Source organism: Paenarthrobacter sp. Y-19 (assembly GCF_029223985.1).
Taxonomy (GTDB): domain Bacteria; phylum Actinomycetota; class Actinomycetes; order Actinomycetales; family Micrococcaceae; genus Arthrobacter; species Arthrobacter nicotinovorans.
Genome location: NZ_CP119414.1, coordinates 4074015 through 4091687, shown reverse-complemented (window position 1 = coordinate 4091687; position 17673 = coordinate 4074015). Strand labels below are relative to the sequence as shown.

The window sequence follows — 17673 nt, the reverse complement described above, 5'->3', positions numbered from 1 at the left end:
ATGCGAGGCTTCGTGGGCAAAGGTCCCAAACGTGTTGTCAAACTCGACCACTTCCTGGTGCGGGCTGTTTCCCGGCAACCGCAGGGCGACCATGACGTCTTCTTCCGGCGGCTTTCGTCCGCGGCGACGAAAGGCAAGCTGTGGTTCGGCATTGCCGGGATCATGGCGACGGTTCCAGGGAAACCCCGCAGGGCCGCGCTCCATGGCTTGCTCGCACTGGGTGTTGCTTCCGGCGTTACCAACGTCATTTTCAAGCGGGCTTTGCCCCGCAGGCGGCCGCTTCCTGAACATCTGCCGTTGTTCCGGTTCGTGAATCCGCAGCCCACAAGCTCTTCGATGCCATCCGGCCACTCTGCGTCCGCTGTGGCCTTCGCGGTGGGCGCAGGAATCGTCTCGCCTGCGATAGGGGTTGCATTGGCGCCCATCGCCGTGGGGGTGGCCTACTCGCGGGTGCACACGGGTGCCCACTGGCCATCCGACGTCGTCTTTGGCTCGGCTTTGGGTGCCGGCGCCGCATTTCTCACGCGTAAGTGGTGGCCTGCCCGCCCGGCGGAGCCGACTCCCCGCCGCACCCCCGCTGAGGTTCCGGCAATTCACGACGGCGAGGGGCTGAGTATCGCGGTCAACGTCCTGGGCGGGTCCTACTCCCCCGAAACCGGAGAGCTGCTGCGACGAGTATTCCCCAAGGCGTATATACGAGAGATTTCCGAAGGGGAGGATGTCGCCGAAGAGGTCAAGGCCGCAGCAACCCGGCCCGGAACCGTAGCGCTGGGTGTGTGGGGCGGCGACGGAACCGTGGGGGCGGCTGCTGCTGCCGCCGTCGAACATTCACTGCCTCTGGCGGTTCTGCCGGGAGGGACGCTGAATCACTTCGCGCGCGATCTCGGCGCCCGCTCGATCGAGGACGTCCTGGACGCCTTGGCCAATGGTTTCGCAGCGTCCGTGGACCTGGGGCATGTTGTTGTCCAGCGCGGGCTCGCTGAGAAGCCGGAGACCTCGGAGCTGGCCATGCTGAATACGGCGAGTGTGGGCGTGTACCCCAATCTGGTCAGGCGGCGTGAGCGCCTGCAGCCGGCCATGGGCAAGCCGCTCGCCAGTGTGGTGGCATCGCTCCGGACCTTCGGCGTGAATTCCCCCACCACGCTCACGGTGAACGGACAAAAGCACAAGCTCTGGATTCTCTACATGGGCAGGGGAAGGTTCTATCCCAGCGACCATGCGCCCATCCGCCGCCCTGTGCTTGATGATGGTGTGTTCGACCTCCGCATGATCACGGCGGACGAACCATTCGCACGTGCGCGTTTGCTGTGGGCCGTCGTTACCGGCACCGTGTCGGCCTCGAAGGTCACCCACCTTGCCGAGGCTACAGAGATTACCGTCGAAGCCATTGGGCAGCCGTTGGTGCTGGCCGTCGACGGTGAACCTACGCCTGGAGTCCGCTCGGCTACCTTCACGGTGAAGCCTCGCGTCCTGCGCGTGTACTCGTCGCTTCCGGTGGCTGACTGAAGCGGACTGACCGGGGTCATCCGGTAGGACTACCCTGACTGAACCCTGAATCATCCCTGAGACAGGCGATTTGGGCGGCCTCCCTGAGTAGCGTGGTGAGTACATTCAAAACTCACCTGCACATTTATGTGCTCCGAGGAGGGGAACGCTTCCATGATCGAAGCAAAGGGCCTGACTAAGGTCTACGGCCAAAAAACTGCCGTCGGCGGTGTCAGTTTCACTGTCCAGGCTGGACGGGTGACGGGCTTCCTGGGCCCGAACGGTGCCGGCAAGTCCACCACGATGCGCATGATCATGGGGCTTGACTCTCCCACATCGGGCGACGTCACGGTCAACGGCCTGCACTATGCGCAGCACAAGGCTCCCCTGCACCAGGTAGGTGCCTTGCTGGATGCCAAGGCTGTCCACACCAGCCGCAGTGCCTACAACCACCTGCTGGCCATGGCTGCAACGCACAGCATTCCTACCGCCCGCGTTCACGAGGTCATTGAGATGACCGGACTCGGTGCCGTGGCGAAGAAGAAGGCCGGAGGATTCTCGCTGGGTATGGGCCAGCGTCTCGGCATCGCGGCCGCACTCCTCGGTGACCCTCAGACCCTCATCCTCGACGAGCCCGTCAACGGACTCGATCCTGAAGGTGTGCTGTGGGTGCGCAATCTGGTCAAGTACCTGGCCAGCCAGGGCAAGACCGTTTTCCTTTCGTCGCACTTGATGAGCGAAATGGCGCAGACCGCCGACCATCTGATTGTGATCGGCCGGGGCAGGATCATCGCGGATGCTCCTGTGCAGGACATCATCGCCGGAGCCCAGCAGGCCAAAACGTTGGTTCGCACCTCGGCTGCCAGCCAGCTGTCGGCCTTGCTTGTGGGAGACGGTGTCCGGGTGGACCAGAGCCAGACGGAGACCCTGGAAGTGGTGGGTCTGCAACCGCGTGAGATCGCCCAGGTTGCCCTGGACAACAACGTGCTGGTCTACGAACTGACGCCGCAGGTTTCCTCGCTGGAAGATGCCTACTTCAATCTCACCAAGGACGAAGTGGAGTACCAATCCCATATGTCCGGTGAGCCTGTCTCTGCCGCCCCGGAAGGAAAGTAAGGACAATGAGCACCATGACTGAAAACCGCACCAAAGCACCGGCCCACGCATCGGCCGGGGTCCGCGGCGTTACTTTTGGGGGAGTAGTCAAGTCGGAGTGGATCAAGCTCCGCTCACTGACGTCCACCGTGATCCTGCTCGCTGTGACTCTTATTGCCACAGTGGGCGTGGGTGCCCTTGCCGTTTTGATCCGCTTCACCTTCCTTGATCAGATGATCAAGCAGGCCAAGGATGCCGGCCAGCCCGTCACCGGCGAGATGCTGACGAAATCCTTCCCGCCGGGGTCCGGATTCGACCTCTACAACCTGCCCAATGCCGGCATCCAGATCGGCACCTTGGTCCTTGGCTCGCTGGCCGTGCTCTTCATTTCGTCCGAGTACGCCACCGGCATGATCCGTTCAACCATGAACGCAGTTCCCAAGCGCATTCCGGCCTTCGCGGCCAAGGCGCTGCTTCTGGTGGTCCTCTCCTACGTCATCACCACCATTGCCGCCGTATTGACATTCCTCATCGCCATGCCCGTCTTCCAGGGCCTGGATATTGATCTGACGTGGTCCACTGACGGTGTCCTGTACAGCATCTTCACCGGTGGCCTGTATGTTGCCGGCGTAGCTTTGATCGGTCTTTCGTTGGGAACCCTCCTGCGCAACTCGGCCGGTGGCGTGACCGTACTTGTCGCACTGTTCTTCGTACTGTCGATCGCATCCGGCTTCCTCTCACTGGTGCCGGGCGACTTCTGGAAGTACGTGCCGCAGTACATTCCCAGCGAGGCTGGTGGCAGGTTCCTTTCCATCGGTCACACCGACGGCGTCATCGACCCGTGGCAGGGTGGGTTGATCTTCCTGGGCTACGTGCTGGTCTTCCTGATTCCGGCCATCATCGTGATCAAGAAGCGCGACGTCTAGGCCGACGTGCCCTCTAGGCTCAATTCATGACTGAAGCTCCACAGATGAAGGACGCGCCGGCCGCCGTGGCCGACGCGTCCTTCGCTGAAATTGCCCAACGCCGCCGGGGCAGGATCCGGCGGTACTTCTTCACGCGTCCCCGTGCCATGGACGCCGTGGTGGTGCTTTGCTACGTGTTGTTGGCGTTGCCCACCATCGTCGCCTCGATCGGTGAGGGCAAATGGCTCGTGGTGGCCATACTGCTCCTTATTGCCTTGGCATTGGTCTTCAGGAGGCAGTTCCCGCTCCAGGTGGTCCTGGCCGTGGCCCTGCTGGAAATCTCGGCGACCATCCTGAACCCCTGGGGCTCCAACGTTTCGGCGGGCCTGTGGTTCGCCCTTTATGCGGTGGCTTCCCTCCGGAAGCGCGGGATCACGTTTGCGGTCTTTATCGCCGCAAGCCTGCCCCTGAGCCTGCTTTACCTGTTCATGTGGACTAGCCCGGCCCAGATGGACACGCTTCAGGACGTTCCGGAGAATTTCCACCTCATCAACAACATCGCCACGGCGGTCACCATCATGTTGTCGAACCTGCTGGCCACGGGCATTGGCATTTCGGTTCGCCAGCGACGGGAACACGAAGCGGAGATCGCTGCCTGGGCCGCCCGGACCACGCGGCTGGGCAAGGTCACCGAACGCAACCGCATCGCCCGCGAAATGCACGACGTCGTCGCCCACTCTTTGACGGTCATGATCAGTCTTTCGGATGGTGCGGCAGTTGTGGTCAAGAAGGATCCGGAACGTGCCGGCGAGGTGCTTGGCGAACTCTCGCGGACCGGACGCACCGCCCTGGCGGATATGCGGCGTGTTCTGGGGGTTCTACGTGATGATTCAGGCCGGCCGGCCCCGCTCACGCCGCTTGAGTCCGGGTACAACCTGGCCAAGCTCCTGGAGGGCTTCCGCACGGCCGGCCTGCCATTGCATTATGCGCACACCGGGCCGGCGTTGCCGGCCGACCCGGCGTTCGAGCTCACCGTCTACAGGATCGTGCAGGAATCCCTGACCAACGTGTTGCGTTACGGACGCTCGTTGAGCCGGGTGGACGTCCAGGTGGCCCGCGACGGCGATGTGGTCACCATTGATGTCCTCGACGACGGACGCGGAACCAGGGACGGTGGCAGCGAATCGATTGGCAGCCTGGGCACAGGGCTGGGCATTGCCGGAATGAATGAACGCGCTGGAATCTATGCTGGAATCGTTACTGCCGGTCCAGGCAAAAGAGGCGGTTGGGCGGTCCACGCCGACCTCCACTGGAACGGCGACAAGGGGGAATCATGACCAATGACATCAAAGTGCTGCTCGTGGACGACCAGCCGCTGCTCAGGATGGGCTTCCGACTCATTCTGGAAGGCGAAGAAGACTTCCATGTAGTGGGCGAGGCGTCCGATGGCGCTGAAGCCGTCCGCCAGGTCGAAGCCTTGCAACCTGACGTGGTGCTGATGGACGTCCGAATGCCCACCATGGACGGGATCGAGGCAACGCGGCGTATCTCCGATTCAGGTTCGGAAGCGCGGGTCATCATCCTGACCACGTTCGACCTCGATGAGTACGCCTTCACCGGTTTGCAGGCCGGAGCCTCTGCCTTCCTCCTCAAGGATGTTGCGCCCGTGGAGCTCGTCCATGCGGTGCGGCTCGTGGCGAGCGGCGACGCCGTCGTCGCCCCGCGTGTAACGCAGCGGCTCCTGGAGACGTATGTCCGGGGCGGTGCAGTGCCGGGCCATTCGCCCGCACCCCACCGGGATCCCTTGCTTGGTGAACTCACGCCGCGCGAAACCGAAATCCTCACGACCATCGCCGAGGGTCTGTCCAATGCGGAGATCGCCCATAAGTTCTTCCTCTCCGAGGCCACTGTCAAGACGCACGTCCGCCGGATCCTGAGCAAGCTGCAGCTGCGGGATCGCGTGCAGGTGGTTGTCTACGCCTACGAGACCGGACTGGTGGTACCGAGCAACCCGGACTATTGATGCGGTGGGCCCGGCCCGGGCCCACTTTCTTCACAAGATGTGCGTTATAGACATTCATAAATGTTTTTAATGACTATTTGAGCCGATTCTGTGTTACCTTCGTCACTACAAGCGCGCCTCCGGCTCCCCCGCGCAGGAAGTCCCAGGCGTCCCGATCGCATCTTTCACTTATCGGAGACGAGTCATGGAATCATCAACCCCCCTGAAACTGGACCACCCGGCTGACGCCCCTCCGGCGCCTTTGGAAACAGGCCTTCGCCGTTCCATGGGTCCGCGTCACCTCATCATGATTGCCATGGGAGGTGTCATCGGCTCAGGCTTGTTCCTCAGCTCGGGCTACACCATCTCCCAGGCAGGCCCCCTGGGCGCAGTCATCGCCTACCTGGTGGGAGCCTTCGTGGTCTACCTGGTGATGGCCTGCCTTGGCGAGCTCGCCATTGCCTACCCGGTCTCGGGTGCCTTCCACATCTACGCTTCCCGTTCGATTGGTCCGGCTACCGGCTTCACCACCGCCTGGCTCTACTGGCTGTGCTGGGCGGTGGCGATCGGTTCGGAGTTCACGGCCTCGGGCCTGCTCATGCAGCGGTGGTTCCCGGGTGTCGAGGTATGGGTGTGGTGCCTGGTGTTCGCTGCCATGCTCTTCGGCTTCAATGCGCTCTCGTCCAAGTTCTTTGGCGAATCTGAATTCTGGTTCTCCATCATCAAAGTCGGAGCGATCATCGCACTGATCGTGTTCGGCGGGGCGGCCCTCTTCGGATTCCATCCACTCTCGGACAACGACCACCACCCGTTCCTGTTCGAGAACTTCAATACCTCAGGCGGCCTGTTTCCCAACGGCTTTTCCGGCGTCCTGGTGACAGCCCTGGCCGTCTTCTACGCCTTCTCCGGCTCGGAATTGATTGGCGTGGCGGCAGGCGAAACCAAGGATCCGGCACGGAACATCCCCAAGGCCATGCGCAGCACGGTCATCCGCCTCCTGATCTTCTTCGTGGGGGCAATCGCCGTCATCGCCGCAACCGTTCCTTATGACCAGGTGGGACTGGATGAGAGCCCGTTCGTCACTGTTTTCTCGTCCGTAGGCATTCCCTTCGCGGCGGACATCATGAACTTCGTCATCATCACCGCCCTCCTGTCCGCCGGAAACAGCGGCCTGTTCTCCTGTGCCCGCATGCTCTACTCCCTTGCAGACGAAGGGCACGCTCCCAAGGCGCTCAAGCGCCTCACCCGCCGGGGCATCCCACTCCTTGCCCTGTCCGTCAGCATGGTGGGAGGGCTGGCGTCCCTGATCAGCAGCGTGGCTGCTCCGGAGACCGTGTACCTGGCCCTCGTCTCCGTAGCCGGCTTCGCCGTCGTCGGGGTATGGATGTCCATCACCGCCTCGCATTTCTTCCATCGCCGGGCCTTTGTCCGCAACGGGGGACGGGTGGCTGACCTTGCCTACAAGGCACCGTTCTTCCCTGTAGTTCCGATCCTGGCCTTCGGACTGTGCCTGCTCTCACTGGTGGGCATTGCGTCCGATCCTGCGCAGGTCGCTGCCCTCTACTTCGGTATCCCCTTTGTGGCTGCCTGCTACCTGTATTTCCACTTCCGATACGGCCGGACTGTGAAAGTAAAGCAGTCGGTCTGATCCAGGTTGCCACGTCAGGCGGCAGGGCAATATTGCCCCGCCGCCTGACTGTCTTGAAAGGGGGAGGGCAGGATGGCCCAAACAACCCAGTCCACGGAACCGGCCGGGAAGTTTTCCAGTTGGTTGGAAGTTGACGGTGACGCTTTTGATGGCAACGTCCGATCCATGATGCAACTCCTGGAAGGCCGGGCCTTGCTGTGTGCCGTGATCAAATCCGACGCCTACGGCCACGGGGCTGACATGTTGCTGCCGTTCCTGGTTCGTCAGGACGTTCCCTACATAGGGGTGGGGTCGAACCACGAAGCAGAACTGGCGCGGAGACATGGTTTTCAGGGAAAACTGCTCCGCGTTCGAGCAGCGGCCCCGCAGGAAGTCAGGGCGGGCATGGACTTCTCCATTGAAGAACTCGTCTCTGATCCGCAGAGTGCCTTGGCCATGAGCGGGATCGCCGAGGAAACGGGCCGGAAATTACGGGTGCACCTGGACATTAACTCGTCGGGCATCAGCCGCCACAGCCTTGACGTGTCTTCTTCCCGCGGCAGGGCCTGCGCAGTTGGGATCCTGAGCCAGCCCTGGCTTCAACCCGCCGGCATCATGACGCATTTTCCCTGCGATGACGTGAAGAACATAGAAGAATCGCTGCGGCGTTTCAGGGCCGAGTCCGAAGCTATCCTCCAAGCCGCGCAAGTGCCCCGCAGTGAAGTGCTCCTCCACGCGGCGAACTCATTTTCAACCCTGAACGTCCGGGCGTCGTGGATGGACATGGTACGGACCGGGGCCGTCCTCTACGGTGACACGGAACCCGCGCAGTCCGGATTCAGCCGCTGCCTGACCTTCAAGGCACGTATCGGCTCGGTGAACACCTATCCCGCGGGAAGCAAGGTGGGCTATGGGCTGACCCATACCCTGGCGACAGAGTCCCGTTTGGCAACAGTCACTGTGGGCTATGGCGATGGGTACCGACGCGCACTTGGCCGTCGAAGCGCCGACCATCGCGGCGATGTCCTGGTCCGCGGCCGACGCGTGCCCATCGTCGACGTGATTTCCATGAACTCCATGGTGGTTGATGTGACATCCGTTCCGGAGGTCCTGCCCGGGGACGAAGTGGTCCTGTTCGGGCGCCAGGACCGGTCCGAAATCACTTCGGGAGAGCTTGAAGCAGCCAACGCCGGAATTCTCGCAGATTTGTACACGGTGTGGGCCAAGGACGCCAGGATCCTCAGGGTCTGCGCCAACGTGTGAGAATGGCGTGAGCGCTTGGTGGAAGGAGCCTGATTCGTGGATGTGTCAACAGAGGCTTCGTCGTTGGCGCAGGGCCTTCGCCTGATCCGGCTGGTCACGGACCGCGAAAAGCAGGGACGCCAACTTTTGGGAGTCTCGCAGTTGGCTGCGGAGCTGGACATGGAACAAAGCCGGGTCTCACGGTTGGCGCAGGAACTGTGCGATCTTGGGCTGCTGGAACGCGTGGATCGGGGTCCCTTCCGCACAGGGCCGCGGTTCTTCACCCTGGCAGCCTCCCTGAACGGAGGCTGGGTCCAGCAATCCGGACCCGAGCTTGAGGAGCTGGTGTCCTCTTATGGATTGCGCTCCAGGCTCTCAGTGCGCGACGGGGTCCGGGTGCTCCTGCTGCGTTCTTCCGCCAACAACTCTGTCCTTGGCGGCTTCGCCAAGCCCGGCATGGTGACCCCTGTGTGGTGCACGGGCGCCGGCCGGGCCTTGCTGTGGGACCATTCGGCAAAGGAGCTTGAGGGTCTGCTCCGCGAGGCCAACTTCATTGGCGTTGGCGGCCCCGCCGCGGCGCATTCCGCAGCGGAGGTGGCCACCCTCATGGACAAGGACAAGCCACAGGGGTATGTCTTGGCTGCGGAGGAATTCGAGCACGGCGTCTGGGAGCTGGCAGTACCGGTCCGGGCAGGCGGAGCCCGCATTGTTGCCGCACTCAGTGTCCTGGGAAGCCGCGCCGATCTGGAGAAAGCGGCTCCACACATTGCCGCGGCGCTTCAGTCCGCTTCCAACCGGCTCGGCAGCGCGGCCCAACCTCAGGATTGACCCGTCAGCCTGACTGTCCTCCAACTGAAGACTCAAGCCAGTCCCGCCACGAACCAAGAGCCATGGCGAAGGCTTCGCGCTGGGGTTCCAGACGTGATTTCGGGCCGACAATCTGCAATGCAGCAGCGACTTCGCCTTTGAAGTCCCGGACGGGCGCGGACAGGGAGTAGAGGCCCGGTTCGGCTTCCTCGTCCACGATCGAGTAGCCGCGTTCCCTTGCCTTGGCCAACCGCTCCAGGAAATCGTCAACGGACACAGGCGTATTGGGCCCGTGCTTCACGAACTCGACTCCGTCAAAGATCTTCCGGACGTCTGAGTCCGGCGCATCCCACAAGAGCGCCTGGCCGGCGTCGCTGCAGTAGGCGGGGTAGGGCCGGCCAAGCCAGGAACCCACCAAATTGGCGCTTTCAGGCACCTGCTCGCCAATGGTGACAGTACTGTTTCCGCTCAGTACACCCAGGAAGCAGGCTTCGTTGGTTTCGGATGCCAGACCCTCCAATGCGGTCAAGCCGTCAGTCTTCAGCCGCTGTTCGGTGACCAGCTGCGCGTCCGTCAGGAAGGACCAGTCCAGGCAATACTCACGCTGTTCGGTCCTTGTGAGGAAACCTTCCAACTGTGCACCTTTGAGGCTGCGTGAGACCTGGCTGCGGTCCTTGTCCAGGCGGGCTGCAATGTCAGCCACCGTACCGCCGTCGAATCCTTCCGCGTGACGCGCCCCAACGGTGAGTAAGGCCATCATGCCGCGGCCCATGCTGGAGGTCTTTGACATGGATTGATTCTAGTCAGCCCCGGGGGCCGGATCGGTACGGCGTCAGTGAATGGCGAACACCCGTGCCGGAAAACCGCTGCCCTCCAAGGGCTTTGCCCACGTGGCGATCAGCATGGCGCCGGATTCCGGTAGTTCATCCAGCTTGGCCAGCAGCTCGATCTGCCAGCGGTCCTGGGCCAGGACGTATGTTTCCAGGCTGAAGTCCTGCCGTGAGGTAGCCATGCCGGGATCCGTGTCGGTCTGCTCGTGGCCTACGGCAGCAACGGAGCGCTCCTCGACCAGATACCGAAGCACCTCCTGGGACCACCCGGGTGTGTGGCTGATGCCGTCGTCATCCCTGTTGGCCATTGCCGATGCGTCCGGCCAGTGTTTGCTCCAGCCGGTCCGAAGGGCAACGAACGCCCCGTTTGGGACGGCCCCGTTGCGTGCTTCCCATTGCCGGACATCGTCAAGGGTGGGGGTTGCGTCCGCATCGTTTCTGACACGGTGGCTGATGTCCAGGACAACCAGGGGAAGCATCATGTCCTCCACAGGTATCTGGTCCAGCGTCCGGCCTCCCCGGACAAAATGCGACGGCGGATCCACGTGCGTGCCCCACTGGCCCACAATCGAATACCTGTGGGCGGTGAATCCGTCGCCCTTTTCCATATCGAAAAGGGCTTCCCGTGTCTCGTCGGGAAAGGCCGAAAAGTGCGGTTGGCCGGGGTGGAAGGCGTGGGTGAGATCCGTGAAGGTCCTGTTGCGGAGGAGTGGTGCAACCTCTTCCCAGACTGAGGCGCTCATGATGCCACCCGCATTTCGGTGCGGGAGTCCATAACACTGCTTGAGACGCTGAGGGGTCCCGAAACCTCGATCACGGGAACCTCCCATGGGTGAATGTCGACGATCGTCTGGACGAGCTGTTGGACGGCGGTGTCGTCCAGGGAGTCGTCAAAGTACGTCGTGAAGACAAAAGTGGGTGAGATGGTCCGCTGGCCTACCCTGCCCAGGGTGGGATTGGCTCCTTCTGCCACTGTGAATCCCTCAAAGCCGGCCGAGGATTCGAAGACATGGTGGTAGTTCCCGAACCCGCCCAGCTCCGGGGTTGATGTCAGCGCGTCCAGCAACGAGGCGATACCGGCGTCGGACTCAAGGGCCTGAAGCTGACCGTCGGCGAGCTGGGTCATCGTCTCTACCGAAATGGGCCAGTGGATGCGAAGCTTCCGCACCGGTTTCAGTTCGATGTTCATGGCAGTGGACCTTCCGTCAGTTGCTGTTGCAAGCCATCGTGCCATGACGTGACGAGCATTACAAGCATATCGAAATGCTTATTATGCACGCCGGTCACAATTCCGGAGTCTTCACCGGTCACAGTCCTGCCACAGATTCCCCATGTACAACTCACAGTGACTGCAGCTTTGATGGAGGCATGACATCTCCTCAACAGCCGCACCCGAACCACGACAAGGGACTGGAGTTCGACCTCTCCACGCTCCTGAGCCGGCGGCGGACCTTGGGCGTTCTTCTCGGGACGGGAACCGTTGCCGCCCTCGCCGCCTGCACGCCGGGGACGCAAGGCGGCGGTGCGACGCCGTCGGGAACCTCCACCGGTACAGTCACCCCATCGCAAGGCACGACGGAGGCCACCTCACCGTCGGCGGAGGCCACCAGTACGGTGACCCGCGCCTTGGCCGAATGCGGGGCGGAAATCCCGGAGGAAACGCTGGGACCATACCCGGGCGACGGCTCAAACGGACCCAACGTCCTGGAGGCTTCGGGAGTTGTTCGACGGGACATCAGATCCAGTTTCGGAGCGTCCAGCACGAAGGCCGCAGGAGTGCCGCTCACTGTCACCTTGACGCTTCTGGATAACGCCAACGGGTGCTCTCCCCTGGCGGGCGCGGCTGTGTATGTTTGGCATTGCGACCAAAACGGTAAGTATTCCCTCTACGATTCCGGCCTGGAAGACGAGAACTACCTGCGGGGCGTCCAGGAATCGGATGAAAATGGCCAACTCACTTTCAGTACGGTCTTTCCCGGCGCCTACATGGGCCGCTGGCCTCATATTCACTTTGAGGTATTTGAGTCGATGAGCAACGCAACCAAGGCGGGCCAGGTGCTGGCGGTGTCGCAGATAGCCTTGACTGAGAGCGCCTGCAAGACCGTGTACGCGACCGCCGGTTACGAAAACAGTGCCCGAAGCTTCCCGAAAACCACCCTGTCCTCTGACAACGTCTTTGGTGACGATGGGGGCATATACCAGTTGGCGACTATTTCCGGCTCGGTTGCCGGCGGCTATACGGCCGCCCTGAACGTCACGATCTGACCCCGTAGCTGTCCGGGGCAGGGTGCAAGGCGGTCCGGACAGGCGGTTGAATCCATGCGGCTAGACTCGGGAGCATGCCTTCAAACGCTTCCGCAGCAGTTGACCATATCCAGGATCTCGGCGCGTACGTCTCGGCGTCGCCGTCGAGTTTCCACGCAGTGCACGAGGCCGCCCGCCGCCTTGACGAGGCCGGTTTCACTGGATTGGACGAGCGGCAGCCGTGGGACGGTGGAGCGGGAAAGTTCTATGTCATTCGTGACGGCGCGTTGATCGCCTGGGTTACCCCCACCAATGCCGGACCCACCACCGGCTTCAACATCCTGGGTGCACACACAGATTCACCGTCCTTCAAATTGAAGCCGAAACCCACCACCGGCAAGTTCGGCTGGCTCCAGGCGGGAGTCGAGGTCTACGGTGGCCCGCTCCTCAACTCGTGGCTGGACCGCGAACTGCAGCTCGCCGGCAGGCTGGTCATGCGCGACGGCACCGAGCACCTCACCTCAACAGGGCCGCTGCTGCGTTTTCCCCAGTTGGCCATCCACCTTGACCGGGGCGTCAATGACAACGGTCTGCACCTGTCAAAGCAGCAGCACATGAACCCGATCTTTGGCCAGGGCGATCCCGTGGGCGAGGACCTTCTGGGACTGCTGGCCGCCGGCGTCGAGGGCGCCTCGGTGGATGCCTCCGAAATCGGCGGATACGACGTCGTGGTGGCGGACACGCAGGCTCCTGCGGTTTTCGGGGCGAAGGGCGAGTTCTTCGCCTCCGGGCGCATGGACAACCTTTCCTCCACTCACGCGGGGTTGGTGGCCTTGATTGCCCATGCTTCCTCGTCCCCGGAGGACGGCCCGATCGCTGTTCTTGCAGCGTTCGATCACGAGGAGATCGGCTCCAATTCGCGCTCGGGCGCTTGCGGTCCCATCCTTGAGGACATGCTGGTGCGCATCTCTGACGGATTGGGAGCCTCGGTGACCCAGCGGCGGCAGGCCGTAGCGGCGTCGTTCTGTGTTTCCGCGGACGCCGGCCACGCTGTCCATCCGAACTACGCCGAGAAGCATGACCCGGCGAACAAGCCGGTTCTCAACGGTGGTCCCCTCCTGAAGATCAATGCCAACCAGCGCTACGCCACCGATGCCGCGGGAGCTGCGCTGTGGGCCAGGATGTGCGCCGAGGCGAACGTGCCCTACCAGGAGTACGTCTCCAACAACGATCTTCCCTGCGGATCGACCATCGGCCCGTTGACTGCCACGCGCCTGGGGATCCGCACCGTGGACGTCGGCATCCCGCTGCTGTCGATGCACTCGGCGCGTGAGCTGTGCGGTGTGCAGGATCCGCATCATCTTGCGGCGGTGACGGAACTGTTCTTCCGGACGTCGGTCTAGACGAAAGCCTCAAACACTCGTTTCGCGCATATTTCGAATGTTTTCATAAGGAAACTTGTGTTGACTGTGACAATACATTTTGTGCAGTCTCCCTTTTTTGGAGGTGTCAAAATGTCCAATTGCACAGCAATCCGCCCTCTGGTGCTGGCTAGTGTGGGAAAGTCGTGTGGCCCGTGGCACACCACTCATGGCCCAACTCAAACCCAAAGGACGGCGCCGATCCATGCACGCTGACCAACAGCTTTCAAAGTCACTGAAACCCCGCCACCTCTCCATGATCGCCATTGCGGGCGTCATCGGAGCAGGTCTGTTTGTTGGCTCCGGTGCTGCTATCCAGCAGGCCGGACCCGGCATCCTGGTGGCCTATCTGGCCGCCGGCCTGGTTGTCATTCTCGTCATGCGCATGCTTGGTGAGATGGCGGCCGCCAACCCGGAGACGGGCTCGTTTTCCACATACGCAGACAAGGCCCTTGGCCGCTGGGCAGGGTTCAGTATTGGCTGGCTTTATGCCTGGTTTTGGATCATCGTCCTCGGCATCGAGGCAACGGCGGGTGCCGCCATCATGCACCGCTGGGTTCCCGGCGTCGATCAGTGGATCTGGGCGTTGGTTCTCATGGTTCTCCTGACGCTGACCAACCTCGGATCAGTCAAGTCCTACGGCGAGTTCGAATTCTGGTTCGCTTCGATCAAGGTTGCGGCGATCGTGATCTTCCTCCTTGCAGGCATCGCAGCAATTCTCGGTCTCATGCCCGGTGTATCCGCCCCGGGTGTCGCCAACCTGCTGGACCAGGGCGGCTTCATGCCCAACGGTCCCGGCGCAGTGTTGGCGGGCATCCTCGTCGTGGTCTTCTCCTTCTTCGGTGCCGAAATCGCGACCATCGCTGCGGGTGAATCCGAGAACCCCGTAGACGCCGTCAAGAAGGCCGTGAAGTCCACAGTGTGGCGCATCCTGATCTTCTACATCGGCTCCATCGCCATTGTTGTCACGCTCCTGCCGTGGAACGACGCATCCGTCGCCAAAAGCCCCTACGTCGCCGTCATCGAGCTTTATGGCATCCCGGGCGCCGGCACCATCATGGACATCGTGGTGCTCACCTCGGTGCTGTCCTGCCTGAATTCAGGGCTCTACACCGCCAGCCGCATGCTCTTCTCGCTCTCCCGGCGCGGCGATGCTCCCAAGTCGTGGATGAAGATTTCCAAGCGCGGTGTCCCCGCAGCAGCCGTCCTTGCTTCCACGGTGGTTGGTTTCATCACGGTTGGCTTGAACTACATCGCGCCGGACACGGTGTTCCTTTTCCTGGTGAACACCTCGGGCGCGATCGCCCTGTTCGTGTGGCTGGTCATTGCGACTTCCCAGCTCATCCTGCGCAGGCGCATGGGTGCTGCAGCGAAGCAGCTCGAACTCAAAATGTGGTTCTTCCCGTACCTCACCTGGATCGCCATCGGCAGCATCGTGGCGCTCATCATCGGCATGGTCATCCTCGAGTCCACCCGCGAGTCGCTGTTCCTGTCGCTGGGCCTCGCCGCTGTGGTGGTGGGCATCGGAGTGTTCCGCTACCGCAGGAACGGTGGCAGCCCGCACCAGGATGCCGCTTCAGCCGAACCTTCCGCGGTCGGTTCCGGCCCGGCGTCGTAAGTTTCTTTCTGATGCGGGGCAGTTGCCGTCGGTGTTCGACGGCGGCTGCCCCGTTTCGTTTTGGCCCGGCATGATGAGCGGCTGCTTGGGCTACGCGGCTGCGTGGGCTACTGGGCCAGGCCGATCACCAGGTTGATGGTGACGGCAAGGATCACCGTGCCAAACAGGTAGGAGAGCAGGCTGTGTTTCAAGGCTTCCCCCCGGATCCGGTGGTTGCCGAGGTTGGTGTCGGACACCTGGTAGGTCATGCCCAGGCTCGTGGCCAGGTAAGCAAAGTCCGTGTACTGGGGTGGCCGTTCCTGGTTGAAGCTGATTCCGCCCACCTCACCTCCGGCATCTTCTGCAGGGCTGTAATAGAGCTCCGCGTAGCGAAGCGTGAAGAGGGTCTGCACCAGCATCCAGGACAGCGCGACGCAGGCAAGTGCCAGAGCCCCCGAAGACAGGCGTGATCCGGTGCCTTCCGTGTGGGAGTTGACGATCACCGCCACGGCCGCGGCAATACTGGCAAGGTTCGCGATGAGGATCAGGAGATCGGTGACTCCGCGGGAAGGGTCCTCGGACGTGGCATGCTGCTCCGTTTGGTCGGGGTCCATCCGCGCGATCACCAGCCAGACCCACGCTACATAGACCAGTGCTGCCGTCGCCCAGCCCACGGCGGGCGCGTCCACCCAGCTCCCTGCCAGCCCCGTTGCGAGGAACGTCGACGCGCCGGCAACTATCATGGCGACGAAGCGCAATCTGCTGCGTCGGACCCTGACGCTTTTCGCTTGCCCGCCGCTGGTCACGGTTGTTCCCGTGAGGTGGAGTCCTGGGAGATCTTCTTCGCCTGGAGGATGCCGTCCCTCACTCCAGCGCGGACCACGAAGTACAGGGCGTAGAGGGCTATCGCGGCAAAAACAACGGTCAGGACCAGGTTGTTCAACGGTGTGGCATCCATGGCGCCACTCTAACGGGACGTCCTCTAGGTGCCAGGAATCCACGAATCGGACATGTTCGTGTTACTGTCTTTGTCGCTGTCAAGGAGAAAAACGAAAGTTGCTTTCTCCTGATCACCTTGCGCGGGTGGCGGAATGGCAGACGCGCTAGCTTGAGGTGCTAGTCCTCGAAAGGGGGTGGGGGTTCAAGTCCCCCTCCGCGCACAGAGAAACCCCTGGAAGATCCACGATCTTCCAGGGGTTTTGTCGTTGGGCCATGCGGCATGACGCCGACCCAGGCGGATTTATCCACATACGCCAAGTGCCCCGTTCCGGGCCGGGATCCGCCCGAATAGCTTTGAGTGCAGGAGATGCACTAAGATATTGAAGTCTGTGTTACGCCCTCCTTCCGAATCTTCGGCGGGGGAGCGGTGCACAGCATCGCAAATGAACCTCCTGTTACGGAAATACCGTAACCGCTTAGCCCAAAGGAGGTGGGTTCACATATGCGTCCTTACGAATTGATGGTAATCATCGACCCCGAGGTCGAAGAGCGTACCGTAGAGTCGTCACTTCAGAAGTTCCTTAATGTCATCACCACCGATGGTGGAACCATCGAAAAGGTTGACATCTGGGGCCGTCGCCGTCTGGCATACGACATCAAGAAGAAGTCCGAAGGTATCTACGCCGTGGTGAACTTCACCGCTGCACCGGCTACCGCCAAGGAACTTGATCGCCAGCTGTCTCTCAACGAGACGATCATGCGCACCAAGATCATCCGCCCCGAAGACCAGAAGGTCGTTGCTGAGTAATCAGCCCCTTCAAAATCTTTACACCGCAGGAACGAACAAGGAGGCAGTAGATGGCAGGCGAAACCACTATTACGGTCATTGGTAATCTCACCAATGACCCGGAGCTGCGGTTCACCCCGTCTGGCTCAGCAGTAGCGAACTTCACCATCGCTTCTACTCCCCGGACCTTTGACCGCCAGTCCAATGAATGGAAGGACGGGGAAACCCTGTTCCTCCGTGCATCGGTATGGCGCGAAGCAGCCGAGAACGTAGCCGAGTCCCTCACCAAGGGCATGCGCGTGATCGTTTCCGGCCGCTTGAAGAGCCGTTCCTACGAAACAAAAGAAGGCGAAAAGCGCACCGTTATCGAGCTTGAGGTCGACGAAATCGGCCCCAGCCTGCGTTACGCAAATGCCAAGGTCAACCGTACCCAGCGCTCCGGCGGTGGACAGGGTGGCTTCGGCGGCGGTAACTCCGGTGGCTTTGGAGGTGGCGCTCCTGGTGGAAACCAGGGCGGCGGCAACTCCGGTGGAAGCTGGGGCGGCAACCAGCCCGCACAACAGCAGGATGACCCTTGGGCTACGCCCGGTGTCAGCAACGCTGGCGGCTGGGGCAACGGCCCGGATTCCGAACCTCCCTTCTAAACACCACATTAAAGTCCGACGCCGGACACCCGCCGGGACTGCCGCAAG

At 62.0% G+C, this 17673-nt stretch carries 18 protein-coding genes and 1 tRNA gene; 14 read left to right on the top strand and 5 right to left on the bottom strand.

The window, feature by feature from the left end; translation table 11 throughout:
* From PYR64_RS19280 to PYR64_RS19245, 8 genes are all read left to right on the top strand, one after another.
* The gene (locus PYR64_RS19280) at nucleotides 1–1506 is read left to right on the top strand and encodes a bifunctional phosphatase PAP2/diacylglycerol kinase family protein (RefSeq protein WP_039243533.1); all 1506 of its coding nucleotides are present in this window, start codon (nucleotides 1–3) and stop codon (nucleotides 1504–1506) included.
* Between the two features lie 153 nt (nucleotides 1507–1659).
* A complete protein-coding gene (locus PYR64_RS19275; RefSeq protein WP_018778515.1) occupies nucleotides 1660–2601 on the top strand; it encodes an ABC transporter ATP-binding protein in 942 nt (313 codons plus the stop codon).
* Between the two features lie 5 nt (nucleotides 2602–2606).
* A complete protein-coding gene (locus PYR64_RS19270; RefSeq protein WP_018778516.1) occupies nucleotides 2607–3506 on the top strand; it encodes an ABC transporter permease in 900 nt (299 codons plus the stop codon).
* Nucleotides 3507–3532: 26 nt separating this feature from the next.
* Entirely contained in the window at nucleotides 3533–4822 is a 1290-nt protein-coding gene (locus tag PYR64_RS19265) for a histidine kinase (RefSeq protein WP_039243532.1), read from the top strand.
* The gene (locus PYR64_RS19260; RefSeq protein ID WP_018778518.1) at nucleotides 4819–5508 is read left to right on the top strand and encodes a response regulator transcription factor; all 690 of its coding nucleotides are present in this window, start codon (nucleotides 4819–4821) and stop codon (nucleotides 5506–5508) included. The genes PYR64_RS19265 and PYR64_RS19260 overlap by 4 nt, the downstream gene beginning before the upstream one ends.
* Nucleotides 5509–5692: 184 nt before the next feature.
* Nucleotides 5693–7135 (top strand): amino acid permease, encoded by a 1443-nt coding sequence (locus PYR64_RS19255; protein ID WP_039243531.1) that lies wholly within the window; start codon nucleotides 5693–5695, stop codon nucleotides 7133–7135.
* Nucleotides 7136–7207: 72 nt separating this feature from the next.
* Nucleotides 7208–8377 (top strand): alanine racemase, encoded by a 1170-nt coding sequence (gene alr, locus PYR64_RS19250; RefSeq protein ID WP_275777081.1) that lies wholly within the window; start codon nucleotides 7208–7210, stop codon nucleotides 8375–8377.
* A 36-nt stretch (nucleotides 8378–8413) separates the two neighbouring features.
* Entirely contained in the window at nucleotides 8414–9184 is a 771-nt protein-coding gene (locus PYR64_RS19245; RefSeq protein ID WP_018778521.1) for an IclR family transcriptional regulator C-terminal domain-containing protein, read from the top strand.
* Nucleotides 9185–9188: 4 nt separating this feature from the next.
* On the opposite strand, the gene PYR64_RS19240 is transcribed toward PYR64_RS19245, so the two are convergent.
* Genes PYR64_RS19240 through PYR64_RS19230 form a run of 3 tightly spaced genes read right to left on the bottom strand, consistent with a single transcriptional unit; the run spans nucleotide 9189 to nucleotide 11182 of the window.
* Nucleotides 9189–9953 carry an IclR family transcriptional regulator gene (locus PYR64_RS19240; RefSeq protein ID WP_189076448.1) on the bottom strand — a complete coding sequence of 255 codons (765 nt, stop codon included), beginning with the start codon at nucleotides 9951–9953 and terminating at the stop codon, nucleotides 9189–9191.
* A gap of 42 nt (nucleotides 9954–9995) precedes the next feature.
* Nucleotides 9996–10736 (bottom strand): cyclase family protein, encoded by a 741-nt coding sequence (locus PYR64_RS19235; RefSeq protein ID WP_275777078.1) that lies wholly within the window; start codon nucleotides 10734–10736, stop codon nucleotides 9996–9998.
* Nucleotides 10733–11182, bottom strand: coding sequence for a hypothetical protein (locus PYR64_RS19230; protein WP_189076446.1), 450 nt, complete (start codon nucleotides 11180–11182; stop codon nucleotides 10733–10735). Before PYR64_RS19230 ends, PYR64_RS19235 begins: the two co-directional genes overlap by 4 nt.
* 179 nt (nucleotides 11183–11361) lie before the next feature.
* Here PYR64_RS19230 and PYR64_RS19225 point away from each other — a divergent pair, with 179 nt between their 5' ends.
* The 3 genes from PYR64_RS19225 (at nucleotide 11362) to PYR64_RS19215 (ending at nucleotide 15276) form a co-directional block, all read left to right on the top strand.
* Nucleotides 11362–12258, top strand: coding sequence for a 3,4-dioxygenase subunit beta (locus PYR64_RS19225; RefSeq protein ID WP_275777075.1), 897 nt, complete (start codon nucleotides 11362–11364; stop codon nucleotides 12256–12258).
* A gap of 74 nt (nucleotides 12259–12332) precedes the next feature.
* Nucleotides 12333–13640, top strand: a complete 1308-nt coding sequence (locus PYR64_RS19220) for a M18 family aminopeptidase (protein WP_110504782.1) — start codon at nucleotides 12333–12335, stop codon at nucleotides 13638–13640.
* 223 nt (nucleotides 13641–13863) lie between these two features.
* A complete protein-coding gene (locus PYR64_RS19215; RefSeq protein WP_275777073.1) occupies nucleotides 13864–15276 on the top strand; it encodes an amino acid permease in 1413 nt (470 codons plus the stop codon).
* 107 nt (nucleotides 15277–15383) lie between these two features.
* Here PYR64_RS19215 and PYR64_RS19210 read toward each other — a convergent pair whose 3' ends face one another.
* Together PYR64_RS19210 and PYR64_RS19205 are read right to left on the bottom strand one after the other, a co-directional pair.
* Complete coding sequence (locus PYR64_RS19210; RefSeq protein WP_275777071.1) at nucleotides 15384–16061, bottom strand: DUF1345 domain-containing protein; 678 nt, start codon at nucleotides 16059–16061, stop codon at nucleotides 15384–15386.
* Nucleotides 16058–16213, bottom strand: coding sequence for a hypothetical protein (locus PYR64_RS19205; RefSeq protein ID WP_179128458.1), 156 nt, complete (start codon nucleotides 16211–16213; stop codon nucleotides 16058–16060). Before PYR64_RS19205 ends, PYR64_RS19210 begins: the two co-directional genes overlap by 4 nt.
* Nucleotides 16214–16332: 119 nt before the next feature.
* Between PYR64_RS19205 and PYR64_RS19200 the strand changes: the two genes are divergently transcribed.
* From PYR64_RS19200 to PYR64_RS19190, 3 genes are all read left to right on the top strand, one after another.
* Nucleotides 16333–16415: transfer RNA gene (locus tag PYR64_RS19200), tRNA-Leu, on the top strand.
* A gap of 281 nt (nucleotides 16416–16696) precedes the next feature.
* Nucleotides 16697–17002 (top strand): 30S ribosomal protein S6, encoded by a 306-nt coding sequence (gene rpsF / locus PYR64_RS19195; protein ID WP_011776755.1) that lies wholly within the window; start codon nucleotides 16697–16699, stop codon nucleotides 17000–17002.
* 50 nt (nucleotides 17003–17052) lie between these two features.
* Nucleotides 17053–17625 carry a single-stranded DNA-binding protein gene (locus PYR64_RS19190; protein WP_018778530.1) on the top strand — a complete coding sequence of 191 codons (573 nt, stop codon included), beginning with the start codon at nucleotides 17053–17055 and terminating at the stop codon, nucleotides 17623–17625.
* Nucleotides 17626–17673: the final 48 nt, after the last annotated feature.